General features: G+C 70.4%; 13 protein-coding genes. 6 read left to right on the top strand and 7 right to left on the bottom strand.

What is annotated here, in order from left to right; all coding sequences use genetic code 11:
- Nucleotides 1-90: 90 nt before the first annotated feature.
- The 4 genes from ABT130_RS18220 to ABT130_RS18205 form a co-directional block, all read right to left on the bottom strand.
- Entirely contained in the window at nucleotides 91-696 is a 606-nt protein-coding gene (locus ABT130_RS18220) for a dTDP-4-dehydrorhamnose 3,5-epimerase family protein (RefSeq protein WP_350956735.1), read from the bottom strand.
- 158 nt (nucleotides 697-854) lie between these two features.
- On the bottom strand, nucleotides 855-1,850 hold the full coding sequence (locus tag ABT130_RS18215) for an NAD-dependent epimerase/dehydratase family protein (protein ID WP_350915286.1): 996 nt from the start codon (nucleotides 1,848-1,850) through the stop codon (nucleotides 855-857).
- Entirely contained in the window at nucleotides 1,843-3,069 is a 1,227-nt protein-coding gene (locus ABT130_RS18210; RefSeq protein WP_350956733.1) for a methyltransferase domain-containing protein, read from the bottom strand. Before ABT130_RS18210 ends, ABT130_RS18215 begins: the two co-directional genes overlap by 8 nt.
- Nucleotides 3,070-3,097: 28 nt before the next feature.
- Complete coding sequence (locus ABT130_RS18205; RefSeq protein WP_350956731.1) at nucleotides 3,098-5,860, bottom strand: helix-turn-helix transcriptional regulator; 2,763 nt, start codon at nucleotides 5,858-5,860, stop codon at nucleotides 3,098-3,100.
- A gap of 740 nt (nucleotides 5,861-6,600) precedes the next feature.
- Between ABT130_RS18205 and ABT130_RS18200 the strand changes: the two genes are divergently transcribed.
- From ABT130_RS18200 to ABT130_RS18190, 3 genes are all read left to right on the top strand, one after another.
- On the top strand, nucleotides 6,601-7,503 hold the full coding sequence (locus ABT130_RS18200; RefSeq protein ID WP_350956729.1) for a putative sugar O-methyltransferase: 903 nt from the start codon (nucleotides 6,601-6,603) through the stop codon (nucleotides 7,501-7,503).
- Nucleotides 7,504-7,663: 160 nt separating this feature from the next.
- Nucleotides 7,664-9,085 carry a S28 family serine protease gene (locus ABT130_RS18195; RefSeq protein ID WP_350956727.1) on the top strand — a complete coding sequence of 474 codons (1,422 nt, stop codon included), beginning with the start codon at nucleotides 7,664-7,666 and terminating at the stop codon, nucleotides 9,083-9,085.
- A 173-nt stretch (nucleotides 9,086-9,258) separates the two neighbouring features.
- Complete coding sequence (locus ABT130_RS18190; protein ID WP_350956725.1) at nucleotides 9,259-11,574, top strand: M64 family metallopeptidase; 2,316 nt, start codon at nucleotides 9,259-9,261, stop codon at nucleotides 11,572-11,574.
- Nucleotides 11,575-11,673: 99 nt separating this feature from the next.
- Here ABT130_RS18190 and ABT130_RS18185 read toward each other — a convergent pair whose 3' ends face one another.
- Nucleotides 11,674-12,717, bottom strand: coding sequence for a PLP-dependent cysteine synthase family protein (locus ABT130_RS18185; RefSeq protein ID WP_350956723.1), 1,044 nt, complete (start codon nucleotides 12,715-12,717; stop codon nucleotides 11,674-11,676).
- Between the two features lie 375 nt (nucleotides 12,718-13,092).
- Here ABT130_RS18185 and ABT130_RS18180 point away from each other — a divergent pair, with 375 nt between their 5' ends.
- Complete coding sequence (locus ABT130_RS18180) at nucleotides 13,093-15,141, top strand: hypothetical protein (protein WP_350956721.1); 2,049 nt, start codon at nucleotides 13,093-13,095, stop codon at nucleotides 15,139-15,141.
- A 319-nt stretch (nucleotides 15,142-15,460) separates the two neighbouring features.
- Here ABT130_RS18180 and ABT130_RS18175 read toward each other — a convergent pair whose 3' ends face one another.
- Nucleotides 15,461-15,934 (bottom strand): hypothetical protein, encoded by a 474-nt coding sequence (locus ABT130_RS18175; RefSeq protein WP_350956719.1) that lies wholly within the window; start codon nucleotides 15,932-15,934, stop codon nucleotides 15,461-15,463.
- 167 nt (nucleotides 15,935-16,101) lie between these two features.
- On the opposite strand from ABT130_RS18175, the gene ABT130_RS18170 reads away from it, so the two are divergent.
- Nucleotides 16,102-17,061 carry a S8 family serine peptidase gene (locus ABT130_RS18170; protein WP_350956717.1) on the top strand — a complete coding sequence of 320 codons (960 nt, stop codon included), beginning with the start codon at nucleotides 16,102-16,104 and terminating at the stop codon, nucleotides 17,059-17,061.
- A 252-nt stretch (nucleotides 17,062-17,313) separates the two neighbouring features.
- Entirely contained in the window at nucleotides 17,314-17,733 is a 420-nt protein-coding gene (locus ABT130_RS18165) for an ester cyclase (protein ID WP_350956716.1), read from the top strand.
- Nucleotides 17,734-17,924: 191 nt separating this feature from the next.
- Here ABT130_RS18165 and ABT130_RS18160 read toward each other — a convergent pair whose 3' ends face one another.
- Complete coding sequence (locus ABT130_RS18160; RefSeq protein ID WP_350956714.1) at nucleotides 17,925-18,890, bottom strand: GNAT family N-acetyltransferase; 966 nt, start codon at nucleotides 18,888-18,890, stop codon at nucleotides 17,925-17,927.
- Nucleotides 18,891-18,976: the final 86 nt, after the last annotated feature.

Genomic DNA, 18,976 nt, shown 5'->3' with positions numbered 1-18,976 from the left:
CTTTGCGGCGGTCGTAGTGCGCCCGAGCTCCCGGTGGATATCGGCCAGGATCAACGCCCCCGAGCCGCGACCGGCTCCCGCACGCCGCCGTCACGCCTGCCGGAAGGTCTCCTCGATCCGCAGGCATTCCTTGTAGTCGGGCAGCATGTCCAGCGCCCGCGCCTTCGCCAGGGTGGGCGCCTCCCGGTCCCGCTCCGACTGGATCGGCGCCAGGTCCTCGGGCAGCCGCAGCCCGATCTCCGGGTCGAGGGCCGAGAGCGCGAGCTCGTTCTCCTTCCGGTACCGCTGCGAGAGCAGGTAGGACATCACGGTGTCGTCCTCGAGCGCGACGAAGGCGTGGCCGAGCCCCGGCGGGAAGTACACCGAGCGGAAGCTCTCACCGGTAAGCACCACCTGGTCCCACTCCCCGAACGTCGGGGAGCTGACCCGGAGATCGACGACGATGTCCAGCGCGCTTCCCCGCGCGCAGTGCACGTACTTGGCGGTCCCCGGCGGGGCGAGGGTGAAGTGGATCCCGCGGAGCACGCCGCGCGCCGAGGCGCTCTGGCTGGTCTGCGCGACCGGGAAGAGCGGGTGCCCGACCGCCTCGACGAACGCCGCCTCCTGGAACGGGGAGACGAAGAGGCCCCGCTCGTCGGGAAACACCTCGGGAGTGAATTCGAAAGCGCCGGTGACGGCGAGCGCGCGGGATTTCATTACGGCCGCGCCGCCGGGGGGTGTTCGGTCACAACAGTCGCCAATCGGTCGAGGATGACGGACGGTCACGGAACGCGGTCCAGCATGCTCGGACCGCCGGTGCGGGGTCAACAAGGTAGGGGTCGCCCGCGAGCAAGATAGGGGTCGCCTGAAACAGGTCAGAGCGGCACCTCGTCAGCGCGGATCAGCGAGGAGACGGTGCGCTCCAGCGCCTCGCGGAACGGCACCCGGGCCTGCCATCCGGTGACCGCGCGGAAGGCGGCCGGGTCGGCGACGACGCTGTGGAAGTCCATTCCGGTGGCGTCCGGCGGCGCCGGCACCGAGACGACCGGGACCGCGGGCGCCCCCGTCCTGGCGGCCACGGTCGCGGCGACGGTCGTGAAGATGTCGCGCACGCTCCGGCCGCCGCCGGTGCCGATGAGCCAGTGCCGGCCCGCGAGGGAGTCGGCGTGGTCGAGCGCGGCCAGGAAGGCGCCGGCCACGTCCCCGACGTAGAGCAGGTCGCGCTCGGCCGTCCCGTCGTTCCACACGGTCAGCGGCTCACCCGCCAGCGCGCGGCGCACCATGGTGGTCACCACCCCCCGGTCGGTGGCGGTCGGGGAGACCCTGCCGCCGAACACCGTGCCGAGCCGGAGCGTGACCCCGCGCAGCAGACCCTCCGCCGTGGCGGCCTTCAGCTCCCGCTCGGCGGCCAGTTTCTGCCGGTCGTAGGCGGTCACCGGGTCGTCCGGCTCGGTGCCGTCGATCCTGGCCTCCGCCCTCGGGCCGACCTGGGAGGTCGAGCCGGGAAAGAGGACCACGGGGGGTGGGCCGTCCCGGCGTTCCGCCCGGATGGCCGCGACGATGTCGCGTACCACGCCGACGTTCACCCGCTCGCCCGGCGACTCGTCCTCCGCCGCCCGCCAGGTCCCGCCGCCGGTGTAGAGCAGCAGGTTGACCACCACGTCGGCGCCGGCGATCGCCTCGGCGACCTGGCCCGCGCCGGTGAGGTCCGCGGTACGGACCTCGGCCTCGGCCGCGTGGCCCGGGGGGATCACGGCGGGCCTCCGCGCCACCAGCCTCAGCCGGACATCCCGCCCGGCCAGCTCCGTCACGAGGGCGGAGCCCACGAAACCGGAGGCGCCCAGGACCACGACCAGCGGCTGGTCAGACAACGCGCACCTCGGGAACGTAGAGGATCCACTTGCCGCCCGCCGCGCGGAACTCCTTCTCCTTCTCCATGATCTCCTGCGCGTGGTTCCAGGCGAAGAGCAGCGCGTACTCCGGGTAGGGGTCGGAGAACGCCTCGGGGCTCCGTACCGGGATGTGCGCCCCCGGCGTGAGCCTGCCCTGCTTGCCCGCGGTCGTGTCGCAGACGAAGGGGACCAGCTCGGGGCCGATGCCGCAGTAGTTCGTCACCGTCGCGCTCTTGGCGGTGGCGCCGTATCCGACGACCCGCTCCCCCTTGTCGCGCAGCTCGCCCAGCAGCGCCGGCAGCCGCTCGCGGATGTGCCCGACCCGGGAGGCGAAGCCCTCGAGCGTCGCCGGCTCGGTGACCCCGGCCGCGCTCTCCTCGGCCAGCAGGTCGGTCACCGCCTGGGCCGGCTGCCTCGCTCCCGGACGCGCCAGGGTGTAGCGGACCTCGCCGCCGTGCACGGAGAGCCGCTCCGCGTCGACGAGTTCGAACCCGAACCGCCTCGCCATCTCCTGTACCGAGCGGACCGTGAAGAAGAAGAAGTGCTCGTCGTAGATCTGGTCGAACGAGGTGCGCTCCAGGATGTCGGCGAAGTACGGGTCCTCGAACACGAAGACCCCGCCGGGCGCCAGCAACCTGTCGACACCGCGCAGGATCGACTCCATGTACGGGATGTGGCACAGGGTGTTGGCGGCGTAGATGACGTCGGCCGGTCCGTCGGCGGCGAGGATGTCGGACGCGGTCGCCTCCTCGAAGAAGTCCTTGCGCACCCGGATGCCCTTGGCCGCGGCCAGGTCCGCCACCCCGCCGGACGGCTCCACCCCCAGGTGACGGACACCCGATTCGGCGATCACCTGGAGCATGGTGCCGTCGTTCGAGCCGAGTTCGACGACGAACGGGTCGGGCCCGGTGAGCTCGACGGCCAGGAAACGCTTGGCGATCGCCTGGAAGTGCTCGCGCATGACGGCCGACCCCGAGGAGAGGTACGGATAGCTCTCGTGGAACATGCGGTCGCGCGGCACCTCCTCCATGAGCTGCACCATCGTGCACGATTCACAGATCCCCACGGCGAGGGTGAAGAAGAACTCTCCCTCGAGGTCCTCCGGCGTCAAAAACGCGTCGGAGAGCGGCTGCCTGCCGAAGTCGAGGAACTCACGAACCGTGCCCGAGCAGATCCGGCACGGCGAGGTGACTGGCATGTGTGACTCCTGAGATTGGGCGAACTGTTCACTGTGCGATTCCCCGCATGCCCGACTTGGCTCTCGCTTCCGCCTCGGGTGGTCTGACGGATCCCCGCCGGTCGGGGGGCGTGAGAACCGGGGGCAGATCGGCCCGGCTCTTCACTCCCAGCTTCCGGTAGACGCGGGTCAGATGCTGTTCGACGGTGCTCACCGTGATGTGCAGCGTCCGGCTTATCTCCCGGTTGGTGTGCCCGAGCGCGGCCAGCTCCGCCACCCTGCACTCCGAGTCGCTGAGCCCCAGCGGGTTCGGGTCCTCGGCGGGCTCCCCCGCGTCCGGCAGAACGGGGCCGGTGGTCCAGCTCTTGCTGAGCCGCAGGGGCATCACGCCGGAGTGGCAGATCTCGGCCTCCCGCATCGCCCGGCAGATCAGCGGCTTGGCCTCGTCGGCCTCCCCGAGCTGCTGCAGGGCCGCGCCCAGATCGGCCAGCGCCCGGGACAGCAGCAGCCGGTCGCCCGCCGTCCGCAGGCACTCCGCCGCCTCGCGCAGCAGCTCGACACGCTGCGCGAGCCCGCTGGCGGCGGCCAGGATCAGCAGGGAGACGCCCCGGGTCCGCAGGTCGATGGGCTTGAGCCGCTCCATCTGCTCCGTCACCAGGTCACGGGCCACCCCCCAGCGGCTGAGCCGGAGGTTCGCCTCGGCCAGGTTGCTGCGCCAGGGAACCAGCATCGGCCGGTCGAGTTCCCAGTCCTGCATGAGCCTGCCGCAGGTCTGGAAGTCGCTGATCGCGGCGAGCACCCGATCGGTGGCCAGGTAGTAGTGACCGCGCGCGTGCAGGTACCGCAGGCCGATCAGGGTCGCGAACATCTCGTCGGGCACCCGCTGCTGCAGCAGCTCGGCCCCCTCCTCGTACTGCCCCATCGCCGTGTGGGCCAGCAGCAGCGTCGACCTCGGGTAGCCGATCAGGATGCCCCAGCTCTGCGCCTGCATCAGCTCCAGGGCGGCCCGCGCCTTGGTCGCGGCGACCACCACCTCCCCCTGCCGGAACGCGATCTCGGCCCGGACCGCACCGAGCACGGCCTGCCAGGTGAGCGCGCCGCTGCGGACCGCCTCGTCGATCAGCTCGTCACACCAGTGAGTGGCCCGCTCCGTCCTGCCCCCGTACATCAGGGTCAGTACCGCGATGGCCACCACCTCCAGGGTGGTCTCGCCGAGCCGGCAGCTCTGCAGGATGTTCTCGGCGCTCACCAGCGCCACCTCGCCGTCGCCGTGCGTCCAGATCGAGGTCATCCTGCGGGCCTCGGCGCCCCAGGCGGAGGCGGTGTCGAACCTCCCGTGTGGACCCCGCGACGTCCCGTAGAACCACTGGTAGGTGAGGTGCAGCTCGGCGGCGGTCTGCACGTTCAGCAGATCGGGGGTCGCGGTCAGCGCCTCCATCGCCCTCGACGCCGTCTGCACGTCGCCGTTCCACAGCGAGTGCCGCACCACGGCCGCCGCGTCCTGACCGAACAGGCATCCCTTCTCCAGGGCCTCCCGCAGCAGCGGCAGATGCAGCGCGGCCGCCGAGGGGTTGACCCGCCACAGCGCCCGGACCAGCACCTTCGTTATCGCCGGACGCTCGCCCTCGTCGCGGACGGACCGCAGGGCCAGCTCCAGGCACTGCACGGCCACGGCCACCTCATTGCCGGCCAGCGCCTGCTCGGCCGCGTCCCGCAGCACCCCGGTCGCCCAGTCCTCCGGCGCCCGGTCCGCGGCGACGAAATGCCCCGCGATCTTCGTGGTGGACATGCCGCGCTGGTACAGCAGCACGGCCGCGCGGACGTGCAGGCACGAACGCTCCTCGGCACCGATGCCGTCCAGCACCGCCGCGGCGGCCACCGGGTGCCGGAACCAGCCGCCGGCCAGCAGGCCCGCCTCGGTCAGGACCTCCACCGCCCGCTCGGCGGCCTTCGGATTGATCTTCGCCAGGCCGCCGGTCAGCCCGGCCGAGCCCGGCTCCCCCAGGACCGCCAGGGCCCGGGCCACCCAGAGCAGCTCCGGCTCCCACCGGTGCAGGCACGCCATCACCGCCTGGGCGTACGCCGCCCCGGCGGCGATCGGGTCGCCGGGGTCGGCACGATGGTCCTCGATCAGGGCGTTGACCAGCATCGGGTTCCCACCGCTCAGCCGCTGGAGCGCGACGGCGGCGGCCGGATCCATCGTGGGGGGCAGCACCTCGGCGATGTCACCGACCGACAGCGGGGTCAGCCAGATCCGGTGGTGGAACCCTCGGGTGACCTCGGCGGAGAAGGACGGGATCGTGGACTGCGGCAGATCCCACTCGTTCATGATCAGCAGAATGCGGGCGGAGCTTATCCTGCGGCACAGATAGAGCAGCAGCCGGAGTGAGAGGCCGTCCACCAGATGGACGGCGTCGACGCCGACGACCACCGGGCGCTCCCTGGACAGCTCCAGCAGGACGTCGCCGATCTCGCGGACGACCTCGGCCTCGGCGTGCCGGGTGGCGCCGGTCGTCACGGTGTGCCGCCGGATCAGCCGTGACACCTGGTCCGAGACCTCCGGCGGCAGCCCCGCACCGTGGAACAACTGGTCGATCATGCCCGCCTGCAGGGTGTTCTCCCCCAGGGAGCCGGTGGCGCTGAGCAGCAACGCGCCGGAGGTGGCCGCGACCCGCGAGAACTCGTGCAGCAACTCGGTCTTCCCGCTTGCCAATCCCCCGCTGACCAGCACCAACCGGCCGTTTCCCGCGCTGCTCTCGGCGAGCAACCCCTTCAGGACATCAAGTACGCTGCGATGCTGCGATGCCAGCATTTACTACATCCTCGTTTAGTCTGGCGACCCGGGTCCTGCGCAGCGGCAGAGTGAACCACTCCCCCACTTCGTGGAATTCTCAGACAGGGGTCGTTCTCGACGGGGCTGTGGTGAGAGGGCGGAGCGGGCGGCCTGCTATTCGTGGAAAACTGGCGGTTTCATCGGGTCCGGCGCCACGGTGAATCCGTTGACCCAACGGCAAAAGCATCGACAATCCCGAATTCCTTCACGTTCCGAACCGGTCAGCGAGCGTCTCGTTCAGTGACATCATTCCTAGCTCACCGAGACCCACCGTGTCAGCGGGCAACCGCGGGTAACCTCCCGTCCGGCGCCGCGACGCCCGGAGCCCCACGCCACGGCCATGCCGACGGTCCGTCCGGTACGGGGAGATTCGTGATCATGAAACGTGATCTTATAGTTGATATGTCACAATTGGATAAATTTATTGACAACAACCTGTGGAACTGCGAGTACATCTTGTTGTCCTTCGGGTAACGCCCCCGTGCTGACCTGGGCATTCGGCGGCACCGCCATTAACCCCCTGTCACGATCATGCCCGCGATCAACGCCGGGACCGGGCGCCAGCCGCTCCGGAGGGCCGCCGTGTGCCGGGGTTCCGGGCCCCGGGAGAGCCGGAGAAGTGATCTAGGCGCGAGCCGGTTCGGTGCGCGATACTCGTGCGGACGTGGGTGCGGCGCCCTGCGGACCCCGAATCGCCGAGCGCCAGGAAAGGGCAGCAAATGAGTCATAAATATGGCCAGAGTCCTCAGTGGGCGCACATTAACGAGAACAATCTCGCCCTGGACGAGTCCCCCGATCTGAGCCGTTTCAAATCCAGCCGGGTGAACTACAAGCTCGCACTCTGGAATCCAGAGGTCAACGGCCGGAGATATCTGAAGACGCTCATTCACAACCTTGGCCTCCAGTTGTCACCGGAGAACTGGGAGCGCATGCTCCGGATCAGGAACCGCCAGCTGGGAGAGCCCATCGCGGTCACCCTGAAGGGTGAGTCGATCTGCCTGGACTATCTGCAGGCGGTTCTTGAGCTCGATTTCATGGCACGGTCCGTGAAAATGGACGGCGCGCGGATCCTGGAGATCGGCGCCGGGTACGGCCGGTCCTGCCACGCCATCCTGTCGAACCACGATGTCGCGGAATACCACATCATCGACCTGGAGAACTGCCTGAAGCTCTCCCGCGAGTATCTGCGCGCCGTGCTGACCGGCGAGCAGTTCGAGAGGATCAGGTTCCTGGGCATCGACGAGGTGGAGGACCTCTCCGGCGGCGAGCCCTTCGACCTGTGCGTCAACATCGACTCGTTCGCCGAGATGCCCGCGGACACGGTCAGGAACTACCTCTTCCTCATCGACGGCATCGCCACGCACTTCTACACGAAGAACCCGGTCGGCAAGTACCTGGACCCGGACCTGGACGGACACTACGAGGGGCAGGCCGTGGTCCAGCAGGCCCTCGAATCCGGCCTGCTCCGCGAGATCATCGACGTGCACGACAGCGCGGCGGTCCAGGCACAGTCCGAGCGTTTCGTCGAGGTGTACCAGCCCGGCGACGACTGGCGACTCGTCGCGGACGGCTGGGGAACCCCGTGGAGCTACTACTGGCAGGCCCTGTACGCGAAGTCGTGATCGGCCTTCCCGGCGCCCTGAGCCGGCGGAGCGTCGGCGTTCCACACCAACCACCACAGACACTCCCATAACACTGGAATTATGGAAATTAGGACTACCACGGACAAAGCATGATCGATAGCCTCCTTCGACACTTCGTGTGCCAGAAGGAGACATATCAGTGCGCGCACTTCCCGCCCTCATGCTGGCGGTCCTCACCGCCGGCTCGATCGGCGTGGCCGGGGTCACCCCCGCCGCGGCGGCGGAACCCGGCCTCGCGTCCCCCGCCGCGGCGGTCGAGGACGAACTCCTCGGCAAGCTCACCGCCATCCCCGGGCTGACCGTGGTCTCGGAGACCCGGCCGACCGGCTACCGGTTCTTCGTCCTGCGTCTCACCCAGCCGATCGACCACCGCCATCCGGGCAAGGGCACGTACGAGCAGCGGTTCACCCTGCTGCACCGGTCCGCCGACGCGCCGGTCGTGCTGCTCACCGGCGGGTACGGCCTGCCGGTCAACCCCGGCGCCTCCCAGACCGAGCCGACCCGGCTGCTCGGCGCCAACCAGGTCTCGGTGGAGCACCGGTTCTTCCGGAACTCCCGCCCGGACCCGGCGGACTGGGGAAAGCTCGACATCTGGCAGGAGGCCAGTGACGAGCACCGGATCGTCGAGGCGCTCAAGACGGTCTACTCGGGGAAGTGGATCCAGACCGGCGCGAGCAAGGGCGGCATGACCTCGGTCTACCACCGGCGGTTCTACCCCGATGACGTGGACGGCGTGGTGGCCTACGTCGCGCCGAACGACCGGGTCAACCCGTCCGACCACACCTACGACGACTTCTTCGCGAACGTGGCCGACCAGGCCTGCCGTACCGCGCTGGACAACGTGCAGATCGAGGCGCTCAAGCGGCGCGAGCGGCTGGTTCCGAAGCTGGTGGAGACCGCCGCGCGCGACGGGATCACCTTCGAGAAGACCCTGGGCACCGCCGACCGGTCGTTCGAGATGACGGTCCTCGACACGGTCTGGGCGTTCTGGCAGTACGCCAAGGTGTCCGACTGCGCGAAGGTGCCGGCCGCCACCGCCTCCGATGACGAGATCTACGCGTGGATCGACGACATCGCGGGCTTCTCCTTCTACACCGACCAGGGCCTCAACTACTACGCCCCGTACTACTACCAGGCGGCGAGCCAGCTCGGCTGGCCCGACCTGAAGTTCGCGCACCTGCGCGGCGTGGCCAGATACCCCAAGCTGTACCAGCCCAACTCGGTGCTCCCCGCCGAGCTGCGCACCGGGCACGACCCGAAGCCGATGCTCGACGTGGACCACTGGGTGCGCAAGGACGCGAGCCAGATGATGTTCATCTACGGCGAGAACGACCCGTGGAGCGCGGAGCGGTTCACGCCCAGCCGGAACGACTCCCATCTGTACGTCGCCCCCGGCGCCAACCACGGCGCGAACATCTCCCAGCTGAGCCCGGCCGAGCGTGACGCGGCGACGGCGACGCTCAGGCGCTGGGCCGGGGTGTCCGACAGCATCACCGTCAACAGCCGCGCGGTGCCGTCCCTCCCCGACGACGACATGCTCCCCTCTCGCGGGGAGCGCTGACCTCCCCTCCCGGTACGGCCGGCCCACGGCCGTACCGGTCCCCGGGCGCCTTGGGCGAGCGCCCGCTGTTCCACCAAATGAGCCCATAAATCCCTGTTTGAGATGAATGCCCGGGGCGCCGACGCACGACCGTGCGGGGCCGCCCCGACCGCCCCCTGGAGGTTCCCCCAACCATGCGTATCACCAGGCCGCTCACCGCCTTGGCGGCCGTCTCGATGACCGCCGCCCTGCTCACTCCGATAGCCCCCGCCAACGCCGCCGACGCCGCCGTCGGCAGCGCCACCGTGGTGCCGCTCCAGGTCACCGGAGCCCCGGCCAAGCGGTTCAATCTGATCATCATGGGCGACGGCTACACCGAGAAGGAGCAGTCCACGTTCGCCGCCGACACCGATCAGCAGCTCAACGTGATGTGGTCCATCGAGCCGTACAAGTCCTACCGCAACTACTTCAACGTCTACCGGGTGGACATCGTCTCCGGCGAGTCCGGCATCGGCTGTGACCCCGACCTGGCCTCCGGCAAGAAGAACACCCCGCTGAGCATGGCCTTCTGGGGTGGCTGCAACCCCGCCAGCGTCCAGCGGCTGATCACCATGAGCAACTCGGCGGCCAACACGTACGCCAACCTGGTGACCGGGACCAGCAGCGCCAACCGGCAGATCCTGGCCCTGGGCAACAGCGGAACCTACGGCGGAGCGGGCGGCGCCTACGCCACCTCCTCCGGCCACAACTCGATGTCGGCCCTCATCGCGCCGCACGAGATCGGCCACTCGCTGGGCGGCCTGCAGGACGAGTACACCTACTACACGCGCGGCGTGGAGGGCGGCACCTACGCCGGGGCCGAGCCAAGCTCCGTACACCACACCCTGCTGACCGAGCAGCAGATCGCCGACCAGCGGAAGAAGTGGTGGCGCTGGCTGGGCGAGCCCAGCGAGGCGGGCGGCACCATCAGCCGCCACGAGGGCGGCCTGTACTTCGGCAAAGGCGTCTGGCGGCCCAGCGAGCACTCCATCATGAGGACGCTGGGCTACTACTACGACCAGGTCAGCCGTGAGATCATGACCCAGAAGATCTCCGCCAAGGTCGGCCTCATCCAGGACGGCACGCCCACCACGTCGCCGGTCGGCGCCGACCGGGTGCTCTGGGTGGAGCCGCTGCACCCCAACAGCCACTCACTGACCACCACCTGGAGCGTCGACGGCACCGAACTGCCGGGTGGGGGCACCGCGCTCGACCTCCGCACGCTGAACCTGCCGGCCGGCAGGCACACGGTGAAGGCGACCGTCGCCGACCCGACCGGCTTCGTGCGAGACCCGGCCATCCGCTCCGGTGCCCTCACCGCGACCCGCACCTGGACCGTGGACACGACCGTGACCACCGTCCCCGCCGAGGTCGGCGCCGGTCTGCTCTCCTCCACGCCCACCAACCAGGCCGTCGGCCACGACGAGGTGGTCTACGTCGAGACCACCCACCCCGACGACAGCGTCCCCGCCGTCACCTGGACGCTGGACGGCGCACGGCTCGACGAGAGCGACGGGGACCTGGATCTGGGCGCGCTCACCCTCACCCCCGGCAACCACACCCTCACCGCCACCTCCGGCAGTGACACCCGGTCCTGGACCGTCGACAACACCCCGCCCACCACCGGCTACCAGCTCTCCGAGCCGCTGGTCGCCTCCGGCGACACCCACGTCTACAACGGCCCCTTCACCATGAGGCTCACCGGCGGCGACGACCAGGACGGGTACGTGGTGAGCGAGTCCCGGGTGGACGGCGACGGCTGGTTCAACTACTTCGGCTGGCCGACCTCCGCCGACCTGCCGTGGACGTTCAGCGAGAGCGGCACCGTCATCGACAGCCTCACGTTCGGCAAGCTGCCGCGCGGCAGGCACACCGTCGAGTACCGCTCGATCGACCCCAGCGGCAACTACGGCACGGCCAAGAGCTTCACGGTCACCACCCTCGCTGCGCCGCCCGCCTGCACCACCACGGTCACCGGCACCAGGAACGGGACGCTCGCTGTCCGCTCCGGCGTCACCTGCCTGAACGACGCCCGGATCAACGGCGGGGTGACCGTCTCCGCCGGCGCGTCCCTGGTGGTGACCGGCGGCACGATCAACGGAGCGGTCACCTCGTCCGCCGCCGCCGAGGTGCACCTGCTCAAGGCGCGGATCAACGGCGCGGTCACCGTCTCCGGCACCACCGGCCAGCTGATCATCGCCGGCTCCGACCTCAGGGGCGCGGCGGTGCTGAACGACAACACCACCGTCGACGCGCTCGTGATGGCGGGCACCAGCGTCCGCGGCGCGCTCGCCTGCGGCGGCAACACGCCCGCGCCGTCCAACGCCGGGGTGTCCAACCAGATCACCGGCAGCGGCCAGTGCGCCGGCCTCGTCGACCCCCGCCCCAACCCCCGCGGCAAGGCCTACGAAGCCGTGGTCTCCAGCACCATCCCGGAAAAGGGCATGTACGAGCACAACCACGGCCACTGACGGGGAGAACGCGGGTGAGCGCCTCCCGGTAGGGGCTCACCCGCGCTCAACGGTGGGACGTCCCGCACCGTCGGGTGCGGGACGTCCCACCCTCGTGTCTCACGAAGTCGTCCAGCACTCCCCATGATCGAGCAGGCCTTCCAACCGCGCCGCGTACGGCCGCCAGTCCAGCCCCCTGTCCGCCGCCCAGCCATCGTCGTGGCAGGTCCGCAGGTGGCGCGCGCCGGCGTCGCCGATCACGGTCACCACGTCGCCCCGGACGCCCTGGGCGCGCATCCGCGTGACGAGTTCCAGCGCACCCCACAGGTTCGTGCCCGTGGCAGCGCCGACCGTCAGCCCGGTCTCCCGGCGCACCCGGCGGGCGGCGGCCACACTGGCGGCGTCCGGCACCGGCACCACCAGGTCGACGAGATCGGGGACGAACCCCGGCTCCATCCTCGGCCGGCCGATCCCCTCGATCCGGGACGGCATCCCGGTGCCGTAGTCGGCGGCGCCGCTCACCCAGCCCGGGAAGTAGGCGGAGTTCTCCGGATCGACCACGGCCAGCCGGCCCGGCAGCTCATGGGCACGCAGGTGACGGCCGACGGCGGCGGAGGTGGCACCGGTGCCCGCGCCGACGACCACCCAGTGCGGGCACTCCCCCACCTGCCCGAACAGCTCCTCGGCCAGACTCCCCCCGTGCCAGTCGACGGCCGCGGCCGAGACGTAGTGGTCCAGGTAGTGGCCACCGACCTGATCGGCCAGTTCCCTGGCCTCGCCGTAGATGGCCAGGGGCGGATCGACGAACCGGCACGTCCCGCCCAGCCGTTCGACGCCCTCCCCCGAGGACCTCCTGGGCATCACCGCGACGTACGGCAGGCCGAGCAACCGGGCGAAGTAGGCCTGGGCGACCGCCATCGCACCCCCGGTGGCCTCCACCACCGTGGTGCCCTCCGCGATCCGGCCCGAGGCGATCGCCTGGCGGAACAGGGCACGTGCCAGCCGGTGTTTGAGACTCCCCGTCGGCTGCGCCGACTCGTCCTTCATCCACAGCCGCACCTCCCACCCGGCGGGCAACGGGAACCGGCGCAGCGGCGTGACAGGCGTCCGCTCCATCTCCGCGTCCAGTACGGCGACCGCCTCCACCGCCCACGCGCTGATCATGCGGACAATCTATGCCGTCGTCGGCACGCGCCGTTGGCACTCGCCCGACGCTCCGACGAGCGTCCCGGCTGACTCCCCCGCCCACGCGCCGAGCATGTGGGCGATCCAGCGAGAAGGCGGGCATCGGCCCTGTCCGGCGGTCAAGATTCCACACGCGGAGCGTCAACGCCGCCCGGCTCCTCACTCCTGGGAGACGGGGGACGGCGGCCGCTGCGGCGCCCCATACCGGCCACCCGTGCAGGCTCCGTTGGATCCCTCACTGTCAGCGATGATGATGACACGATGGATCCCGTGCGCGCCGAGGCCGACCTGCGCACACCGTCCCGGCGGGAAAGAGCGACTCGGCCTGGTCACGACACATGAGTACGGGGGTTCATGGTGCGGACGTATTTCGATCCGGAGGAGGCCGAGGAGTTCGAGTCGGCGAAGGACCTGCTGGTCCGCCGCTGCCTCGCCTGGGCGGATGAGCACGGCATGCGAGCCGACGGGGCGATGCTGGCGGCGGCTCTGGACGCGCGGCACCGCAGCCGCGACGGGCGGCTGGCCTGCTGGGACGCGCGACAGGTGCGGCGTTTCCTGCTGGAATGGATTCCCCGGCACCTCGCGGCCGAGCCGGATGTCCTCGCCACCGCGCCGGAAAGCCTGCTGACGCTCCTGCGCTACCTCGCCGCGTCCGGCCTGCGTGACCCCCGGGGCGCCTCCCCGGCGGAGCTGGAGGCGGCCGTGGCCGAGGCCGCGGCGGAGTACCCGGCGGCGCTGGCCGACCCGGCCCGGCTGGGCATCGGGAAGTTCTGGGCGCAGACCGCCCTCGACAACGGCATCGTCCTCGACGACGAAAGGGCCGTGGCCGGATTCCAGCGCGATGTCGACACGGGCCGGATACGGTTCGACGCCGACATACTCGACAAGCTTCTTGAGGCCGAGTTCGCCGGTGCCGGACCCGACGACGAGCGGGCCTTCCCCCAGTCCCCCGTCGCCCTCCCTCCCGCCGCCGAACTCGCCGCCGAGGCCGCCCAAAGCGAGGTCGTACGGCAGCTGACCGCCCTGACCGGCTGGGTGGGGACGGGCGGGCGGCCCCTCACCAAGACCGGCAACCTGCGGCTGGCCGACGCCCGCGAGCTGGCGGCGCTGCTGGGCACCGGGGAGCAGGATCTGCGGGTACGCAGCTCCGCCGAGCTGCCCCGGGTGAACCTCCTGCTGGCGTGGGCGAAGAAGACCGGCCTGGTGCGAGTGCGCAAGGGCCACCTGGTCCCGGTGGCCAAGGCCGCCCCCCTCCTGCGTGACCCGGAGGCGCTGTGGCGGCGCGCGTTCGAGGCGGTCTTCGAGCTGGGCACCGAGATCTGCACGCCCGCCTACGGGTGGGCCGCCTCCTCGATGCTCGCCACGGCGTTCGACCTGCTGCTGCCCGACGTGCTGAACACGATGTACAGCCTGCCGACCCCGATCCCCGTGGCCCGGCTGCAGGAGACCGTATGGCTGGCCTGCCAGGAGTACTTCCTGCTCGATCCCGAGGAGGACGGCTTCCGTCAGGACCTCTGGCGCTGCCAGGTCGAAAGGGACCTGCTCGCGGTGTTCGACACCCTCGCCGGCCTCGGTGCCGTCGAGCCGAGCCACGGTATGCCCGACGAGCTGTACTCCAGCGACCTGCGTCCCGGCGTGCTCGGCGAGTTCGGCGAGCTCACCGAGAACGACCTGCCGTTGCCGCCCGAGGCACGCGCCCGGCTCCTGCCGCGCCTGGCGGAGCCGGGCCCGCTGGTACGGCTGACGCCCCTGGGCACCCGAGCCGTACGGGAGCGGTTGCTCGCCGACGGGCGAGATGCCCCGCTGCTCGGGGAACTGGCGGACGCCACGGCGGCCGAACTGCTGGGGGTGCTCGCCCAGCACTACACCCAGGAGACCGCGGCGGCCGAGCTCGAAGGCTGGCTGGCGACGCACGGAGGTGACGTCGAGCCGCTTCTGGACGCCGTACGCGCCTGCCCCTTCCGTACCCGCGCCTCCGCCATGCTCTCCACCCTGGCGGAGACGCTCCCCGGCGGCCGGTCGATGCGGGCGGGGCTCCGGCGTGATCCGATGCTGGGGCCCGTCGTCCTGACCGCCCTCCTGGAGACCGGAGAGCTGCGCCCCGAGGATCTCAGCCCCGGCGAGTACTCACTGCTACTCGCCGAGGGGTTGATCAACCTGCTTGAGCTGGGCGGCCCCGAGGCCGTCATGGAGCAACTCCGCGAGTCGGTGGGCAGGGACGCGCCCGAGTTCGTCGCGGAGGTGCTGGATTCGGGGCATCCCGCGCGAGCGGCCCTGGAGGAGCTGCGCACCCTGGTGTACGAGCCGATGCTGGCCCGGAGGAGTCGGCTCCGCCTCATGCCAAGCCCCGCACCCGGCTCACGGGGCCGCCCCCAGGGCCGCGGCAGGAAGCACAGGCACTGACGGGCCCTCGCCGGAACCCTGGTTGCCACCAGTCCATATGAGGTGAAATTCCGCAGACCTTGGGGAACCACCGACCCGAAAGGCAAGGCCATGCGATTAAGAAGTCCTAAAAGGTGGTGCCAGCCCCACCGTTTTCCCGGGTACCTGGCTCATGTCACCCGAGTCATCGTGGTTCCTATGGTGATCGAGTGCCACATGCCGACCCCGAAATCCGACACCTGACATCCGCCCTCCCCGCCGCCCTCGTCGGGCTGTGGTCTGTTGGCGTCACGGTCATGATCCAGCGCACCGCGTGGCTGGCGGAGCAGGAGGCGCAGGGTCAAGAGCTGGCCTGGCCGTCCGCTGCCTGGCCCCTGGTCTCGGCGGCGAACGCGCTTCTGGTTCTCCTTCCCGCCATGGCTCTCGCCCTGCGCTCGAAAGCTCCCGAGACTCGGTCAGCAGGCCGGGCGTGGGCGTGCTCGTCGGCGGCTCTGGGAGTTCTGGGGGCTGTACGGGCCGTTCCCCACGATGAGGCGTACATGGTCCTGCTCGCGCTTGCCGCCACAACGCTGAACGCGATCATCACGCGCGGCATGCGCACAGTGCCGTCGCAGTGGCGGCGGGAAGTGCCGGTGGCGGTGGTGGTCGCGGCGGTGACGCTGCTGCCATGGCTGTGGCTCGGTGCACTCGGCGGGCCCCTGCTGACCTTGTCGGCGGCGGTGGCCGCGGTGGCTGTCGGCGCATTGGCCGCGCGCATCCTGGCGCGGGCGTCCGGTGACGCCGTCGTGGCGCCGGGGGCTTCGGCTGGACGCATGCGGCTGACGAGGGGCGGATTGGTGGCCGCAGTCGTGCTATTGGTCGTGGGAGCCGGGGCGGCACCAGCGGGCAGCCAATTGCTGATGATGACTGCCCTGCCCGCGCTGGGATCCGCTCCGGCGTGGCGATCTCCCGCAACCCGCGGGACCGACGTGGAACATCACCATGATCGGCGCGGAGCGGGTGTGGAGGGAGTTGGGCGTCACGGGAAAGGGCGTGGTGGTCGGGGTGTCCGACACCGGCGTGGACGGCAGGCATCCGGCGCTGCGCGATGGCTTCCGCGGCGGCGACGACTCCTGGTACGACCCATGGGAGGCCACTCGCTCGCCGACAGATCACGCTTCCCACGGCACGCACGTAACCGGCACCGCAGTCGGCCGTACCGGGACGGGCGTGGCACCGGGCGCGAGTTGGATGGGCTGCGTGACCGGAAACCGAAACCTGAGCAACCCGGCGGCCTTCGTGGGATGCCTGCAGTTCATGCTGGCCCCCTTCCCGCCCGGCGGCGACCCGTGGCGCGATGGCCGGCCCGAGCGGGCGCCGCACGTGCTCAACAACTCTTGGCACTGCACCGCCTTGGACGGCTGTGATCCTGGCGCGCTCGCGCCCGCGACCGCCGCGCTCCGGGCGGCCGGACTGTTCTTCGTCACCTCTGCGGGCAACACCGGGCCGCGCTGCGCGAGCATCGTCAACGCCCCCGCTCGCTACACCGACGTGCTCACCGTTGGTGGGGTGGACCGCGCCGGACAGGTCGCCGCGTTCGCCAACCGCGGCCCCCGGGGGGCCACCGGCACACCCGTGGACGGGGGGCCGGCGGGCACACCGGACATCGCGGCGCCAGCGGTGGGGGTGCCGTCTGCCATGCCCTGCGGTGGGTACGGCGCCGCCGACGGCACCTCTATGGCGGTCCCCCATGTGTCGGGCGTGGTCGCTCTGATGTGGTCTGCCAACCCCCGCCTGGCCGGCGATATAGAACGCACCGAGCAGATCCTGCGCCGGAGCGCCCACCCCCTCGGGGTCGCCAAAGCCGCCGACCCGCAAGGATGCGGGATCTGGAGTTCGCTGGGCGCGGGCATGGTCGACGCCTACGCGGCCACCCGCGCGGCCCTGGCCGCCCGTCCGTGACCGGCTCGCCCCTGACGGAAGGAAAGCACGGCGCCCGCAGTCCCGACGGGCTGCGGGCCTCCCTCCGCGGCCCAGGAGGCTGGGGAGGCCGGCCTGACAGCCTCAGGTTCTCGGCCGCGCGTTCGCGCCCTCCACTGAGGTGTTCGCCCCGGTCATCGCGGCAATCTACACAGCAGGCTTCCGTTAAGAGGTGGCCGGCCGGAGGAGAAAAGCCGCGTCGTATGCATCCACTCGCGGCGAGGGGGCGACACCATGACCGATGCCCGGGAAGTGCGCGACAGGTACACCGCCGCGTTCAACGCCCATGACATGAACGCGCTGCTGCGCACCGTCAGTCCGATCGGGGTGACCGTCAGCCCGGAAGGCCTGTCCCAGGGGCACGAAGAACTCGCCTCATACCTAAGACAGTTCTGGGAGGCCTTCCCGGACGTTCACGCAGTGGTCGTGGAGTCGTTTGACGTCGATGATGTGGCGATTGACGAGCTGTTGATGGTGGGCACCCATACGGGACCGTACATGTTGCCCGATGGGCAGGTGATCACGGCGTCGGGTCGCCCCATATCGCTACGCTGCTGCTACATCTGCACGATTGAGAACGGGCTCATCGTGAGCCTGCGCCTCTACTTCGATCAGTCAGAGTTGCGCGCCCAACTCGGTCTCCCCTGTGAGTGACCTCCCGGTGGGGCGTCTCCGAACCTTGACCGGGCTTTTCCTGGCCGGAACGCCTGCTCCCCGCCGCGGGGCCACCTGACGCTCCGTTCCTCAACGGAGGGCGCGAGCGGCCGAGAGCCTGAGGCTGTCAGGGCGGCCTCCCCGGCCTCCTGGACCGGTGTGGATCTGTGCTTCCGATGAGGAACCTCGCACTAGGAAACCAGCGGGAGCCCGTAGACGACCGTACGGTGCGCTATCTCGAACCCGGTGCGGGTGTAGATGCCAAAGGCCCCGGTCTGGTTGTCCGCGTCCACCCCCAGCCCGGCCTTGTCGTACCCCTGCGCGCGGAACTCGCGCAGCGCGTGCGCGAGCAGCGCGCTCGCCACCCCACGCCCCCGCCACTCGCGCAGGGTGCCGATGATCTGGATCCACGCCTCGCGGACCCCGGTCACCTCGGTGTCGGCCTCGAAATAGTGGGTGAGCAGAATGCCCACGCTCTCCCCCGACGCGTCCAGCGCGACGAAGGACCCCTCGGGCCGGAACACCTTCACCCCGACGATGGTGTTCCGCCAGGACTCCGGGGTGTGCTGGACACTCCCCCAGTGGTCGACGAACGAGCGGTTACGCACCTCCCGGACGGCGTCCTCCAGATCATCCCGGTAGGCGACGATCTGGAGCCCATCCGGCAGCGAGACCTCCGGCAGCTCGGCACCCAGGTCGAGGGCCATCCCGTAGAACCACCGGGCCGGCTCCATCCCGGCCCTGGTGACCAGCGCCCGCAAGCCCTCGTTGCGGGTGTCCACCTCAACATAGAGTTCGAGCGGCTGCCCGGGAAAGCGGCGCTCGTGCAGCACCGGGGTGTTGCCGACCGCCCACTCCAGCAGGTGACCCCCCAGCCCTCGGCGCCGATACTCCGGATGCACCCCGCCCCACAGGCTCATCCGATGCACCGGCTCGGCCGCGGCCCGAGCCATGGTCACCCCGTACGCGACCAGCCGGCCGGACTCCCACGCCCCCAGCGTGCCCTCGACGGGATCGAGCAGCGGATTGACGAGCTCCTCGGCGAGGTCGTCCGCGGACTCTCGCCCCCCGACCTGATCCACCGCATCGATCGCCACCAGCAACTCCGCCCACGCCCCGACGTCGTCCTTGCCCAGCGGGGCCCACTCGACGGTCATGGTTATCGAGCGTAGAAGCAGACCACCCGGCCCGGCGACCGATTTTCCCGCGACGAGGCTCTCGACACCGGGACACCACGGTCGCG

Origin of the sequence: Streptosporangium sp. NPDC001681 (assembly GCF_040298085.1) — a bacterium.
Lineage (GTDB): Bacteria > Actinomycetota > Actinomycetes > Streptosporangiales > Streptosporangiaceae > Streptosporangium.
The sequence above is the reverse complement of the archived record's forward strand: the minus strand, read 5'-3'. Positions and strand labels throughout refer to the sequence as shown.

Bases quoted from the DNA above. Each gene is read 5' to 3' on its own strand.
- ABT130_RS18200 (WP_350956729.1), top strand. From the start codon at position 6,601: ATGAGTCATAAATATGGCCAGAGTCCTCAGTGGGCGCACATTAACGAG.
- ABT130_RS18175 (WP_350956719.1), bottom strand. From the start codon at position 15,934: ATGCGTCCAGCCGAAGCCCCCGGCGCCACGACGGCGTCACCGGACGCC.
- ABT130_RS18170 (WP_350956717.1), top strand. From the start codon at position 16,102: ATGATCGGCGCGGAGCGGGTGTGGAGGGAGTTGGGCGTCACGGGAAAG.
- ABT130_RS18210 (WP_350956733.1), bottom strand. From the start codon at position 3,069: ATGCCAGTCACCTCGCCGTGCCGGATCTGCTCGGGCACGGTTCGTGAG.
- ABT130_RS18185 (WP_350956723.1), bottom strand. From the start codon at position 12,717: ATGATCAGCGCGTGGGCGGTGGAGGCGGTCGCCGTACTGGACGCGGAG.
- ABT130_RS18165 (WP_350956716.1), top strand. From the start codon at position 17,314: ATGACCGATGCCCGGGAAGTGCGCGACAGGTACACCGCCGCGTTCAAC.
- ABT130_RS18160 (WP_350956714.1), bottom strand. From the start codon at position 18,890: ATGACCGTCGAGTGGGCCCCGCTGGGCAAGGACGACGTCGGGGCGTGG.
- ABT130_RS18180 (WP_350956721.1), top strand. From the start codon at position 13,093: ATGGTGCGGACGTATTTCGATCCGGAGGAGGCCGAGGAGTTCGAGTCG.
- ABT130_RS18190 (WP_350956725.1), top strand. From the start codon at position 9,259: ATGCGTATCACCAGGCCGCTCACCGCCTTGGCGGCCGTCTCGATGACC.
- ABT130_RS18220 (WP_350956735.1), bottom strand. From the start codon at position 696: ATGAAATCCCGCGCGCTCGCCGTCACCGGCGCTTTCGAATTCACTCCC.
- ABT130_RS18205 (WP_350956731.1), bottom strand. From the start codon at position 5,860: ATGCTGGCATCGCAGCATCGCAGCGTACTTGATGTCCTGAAGGGGTTG.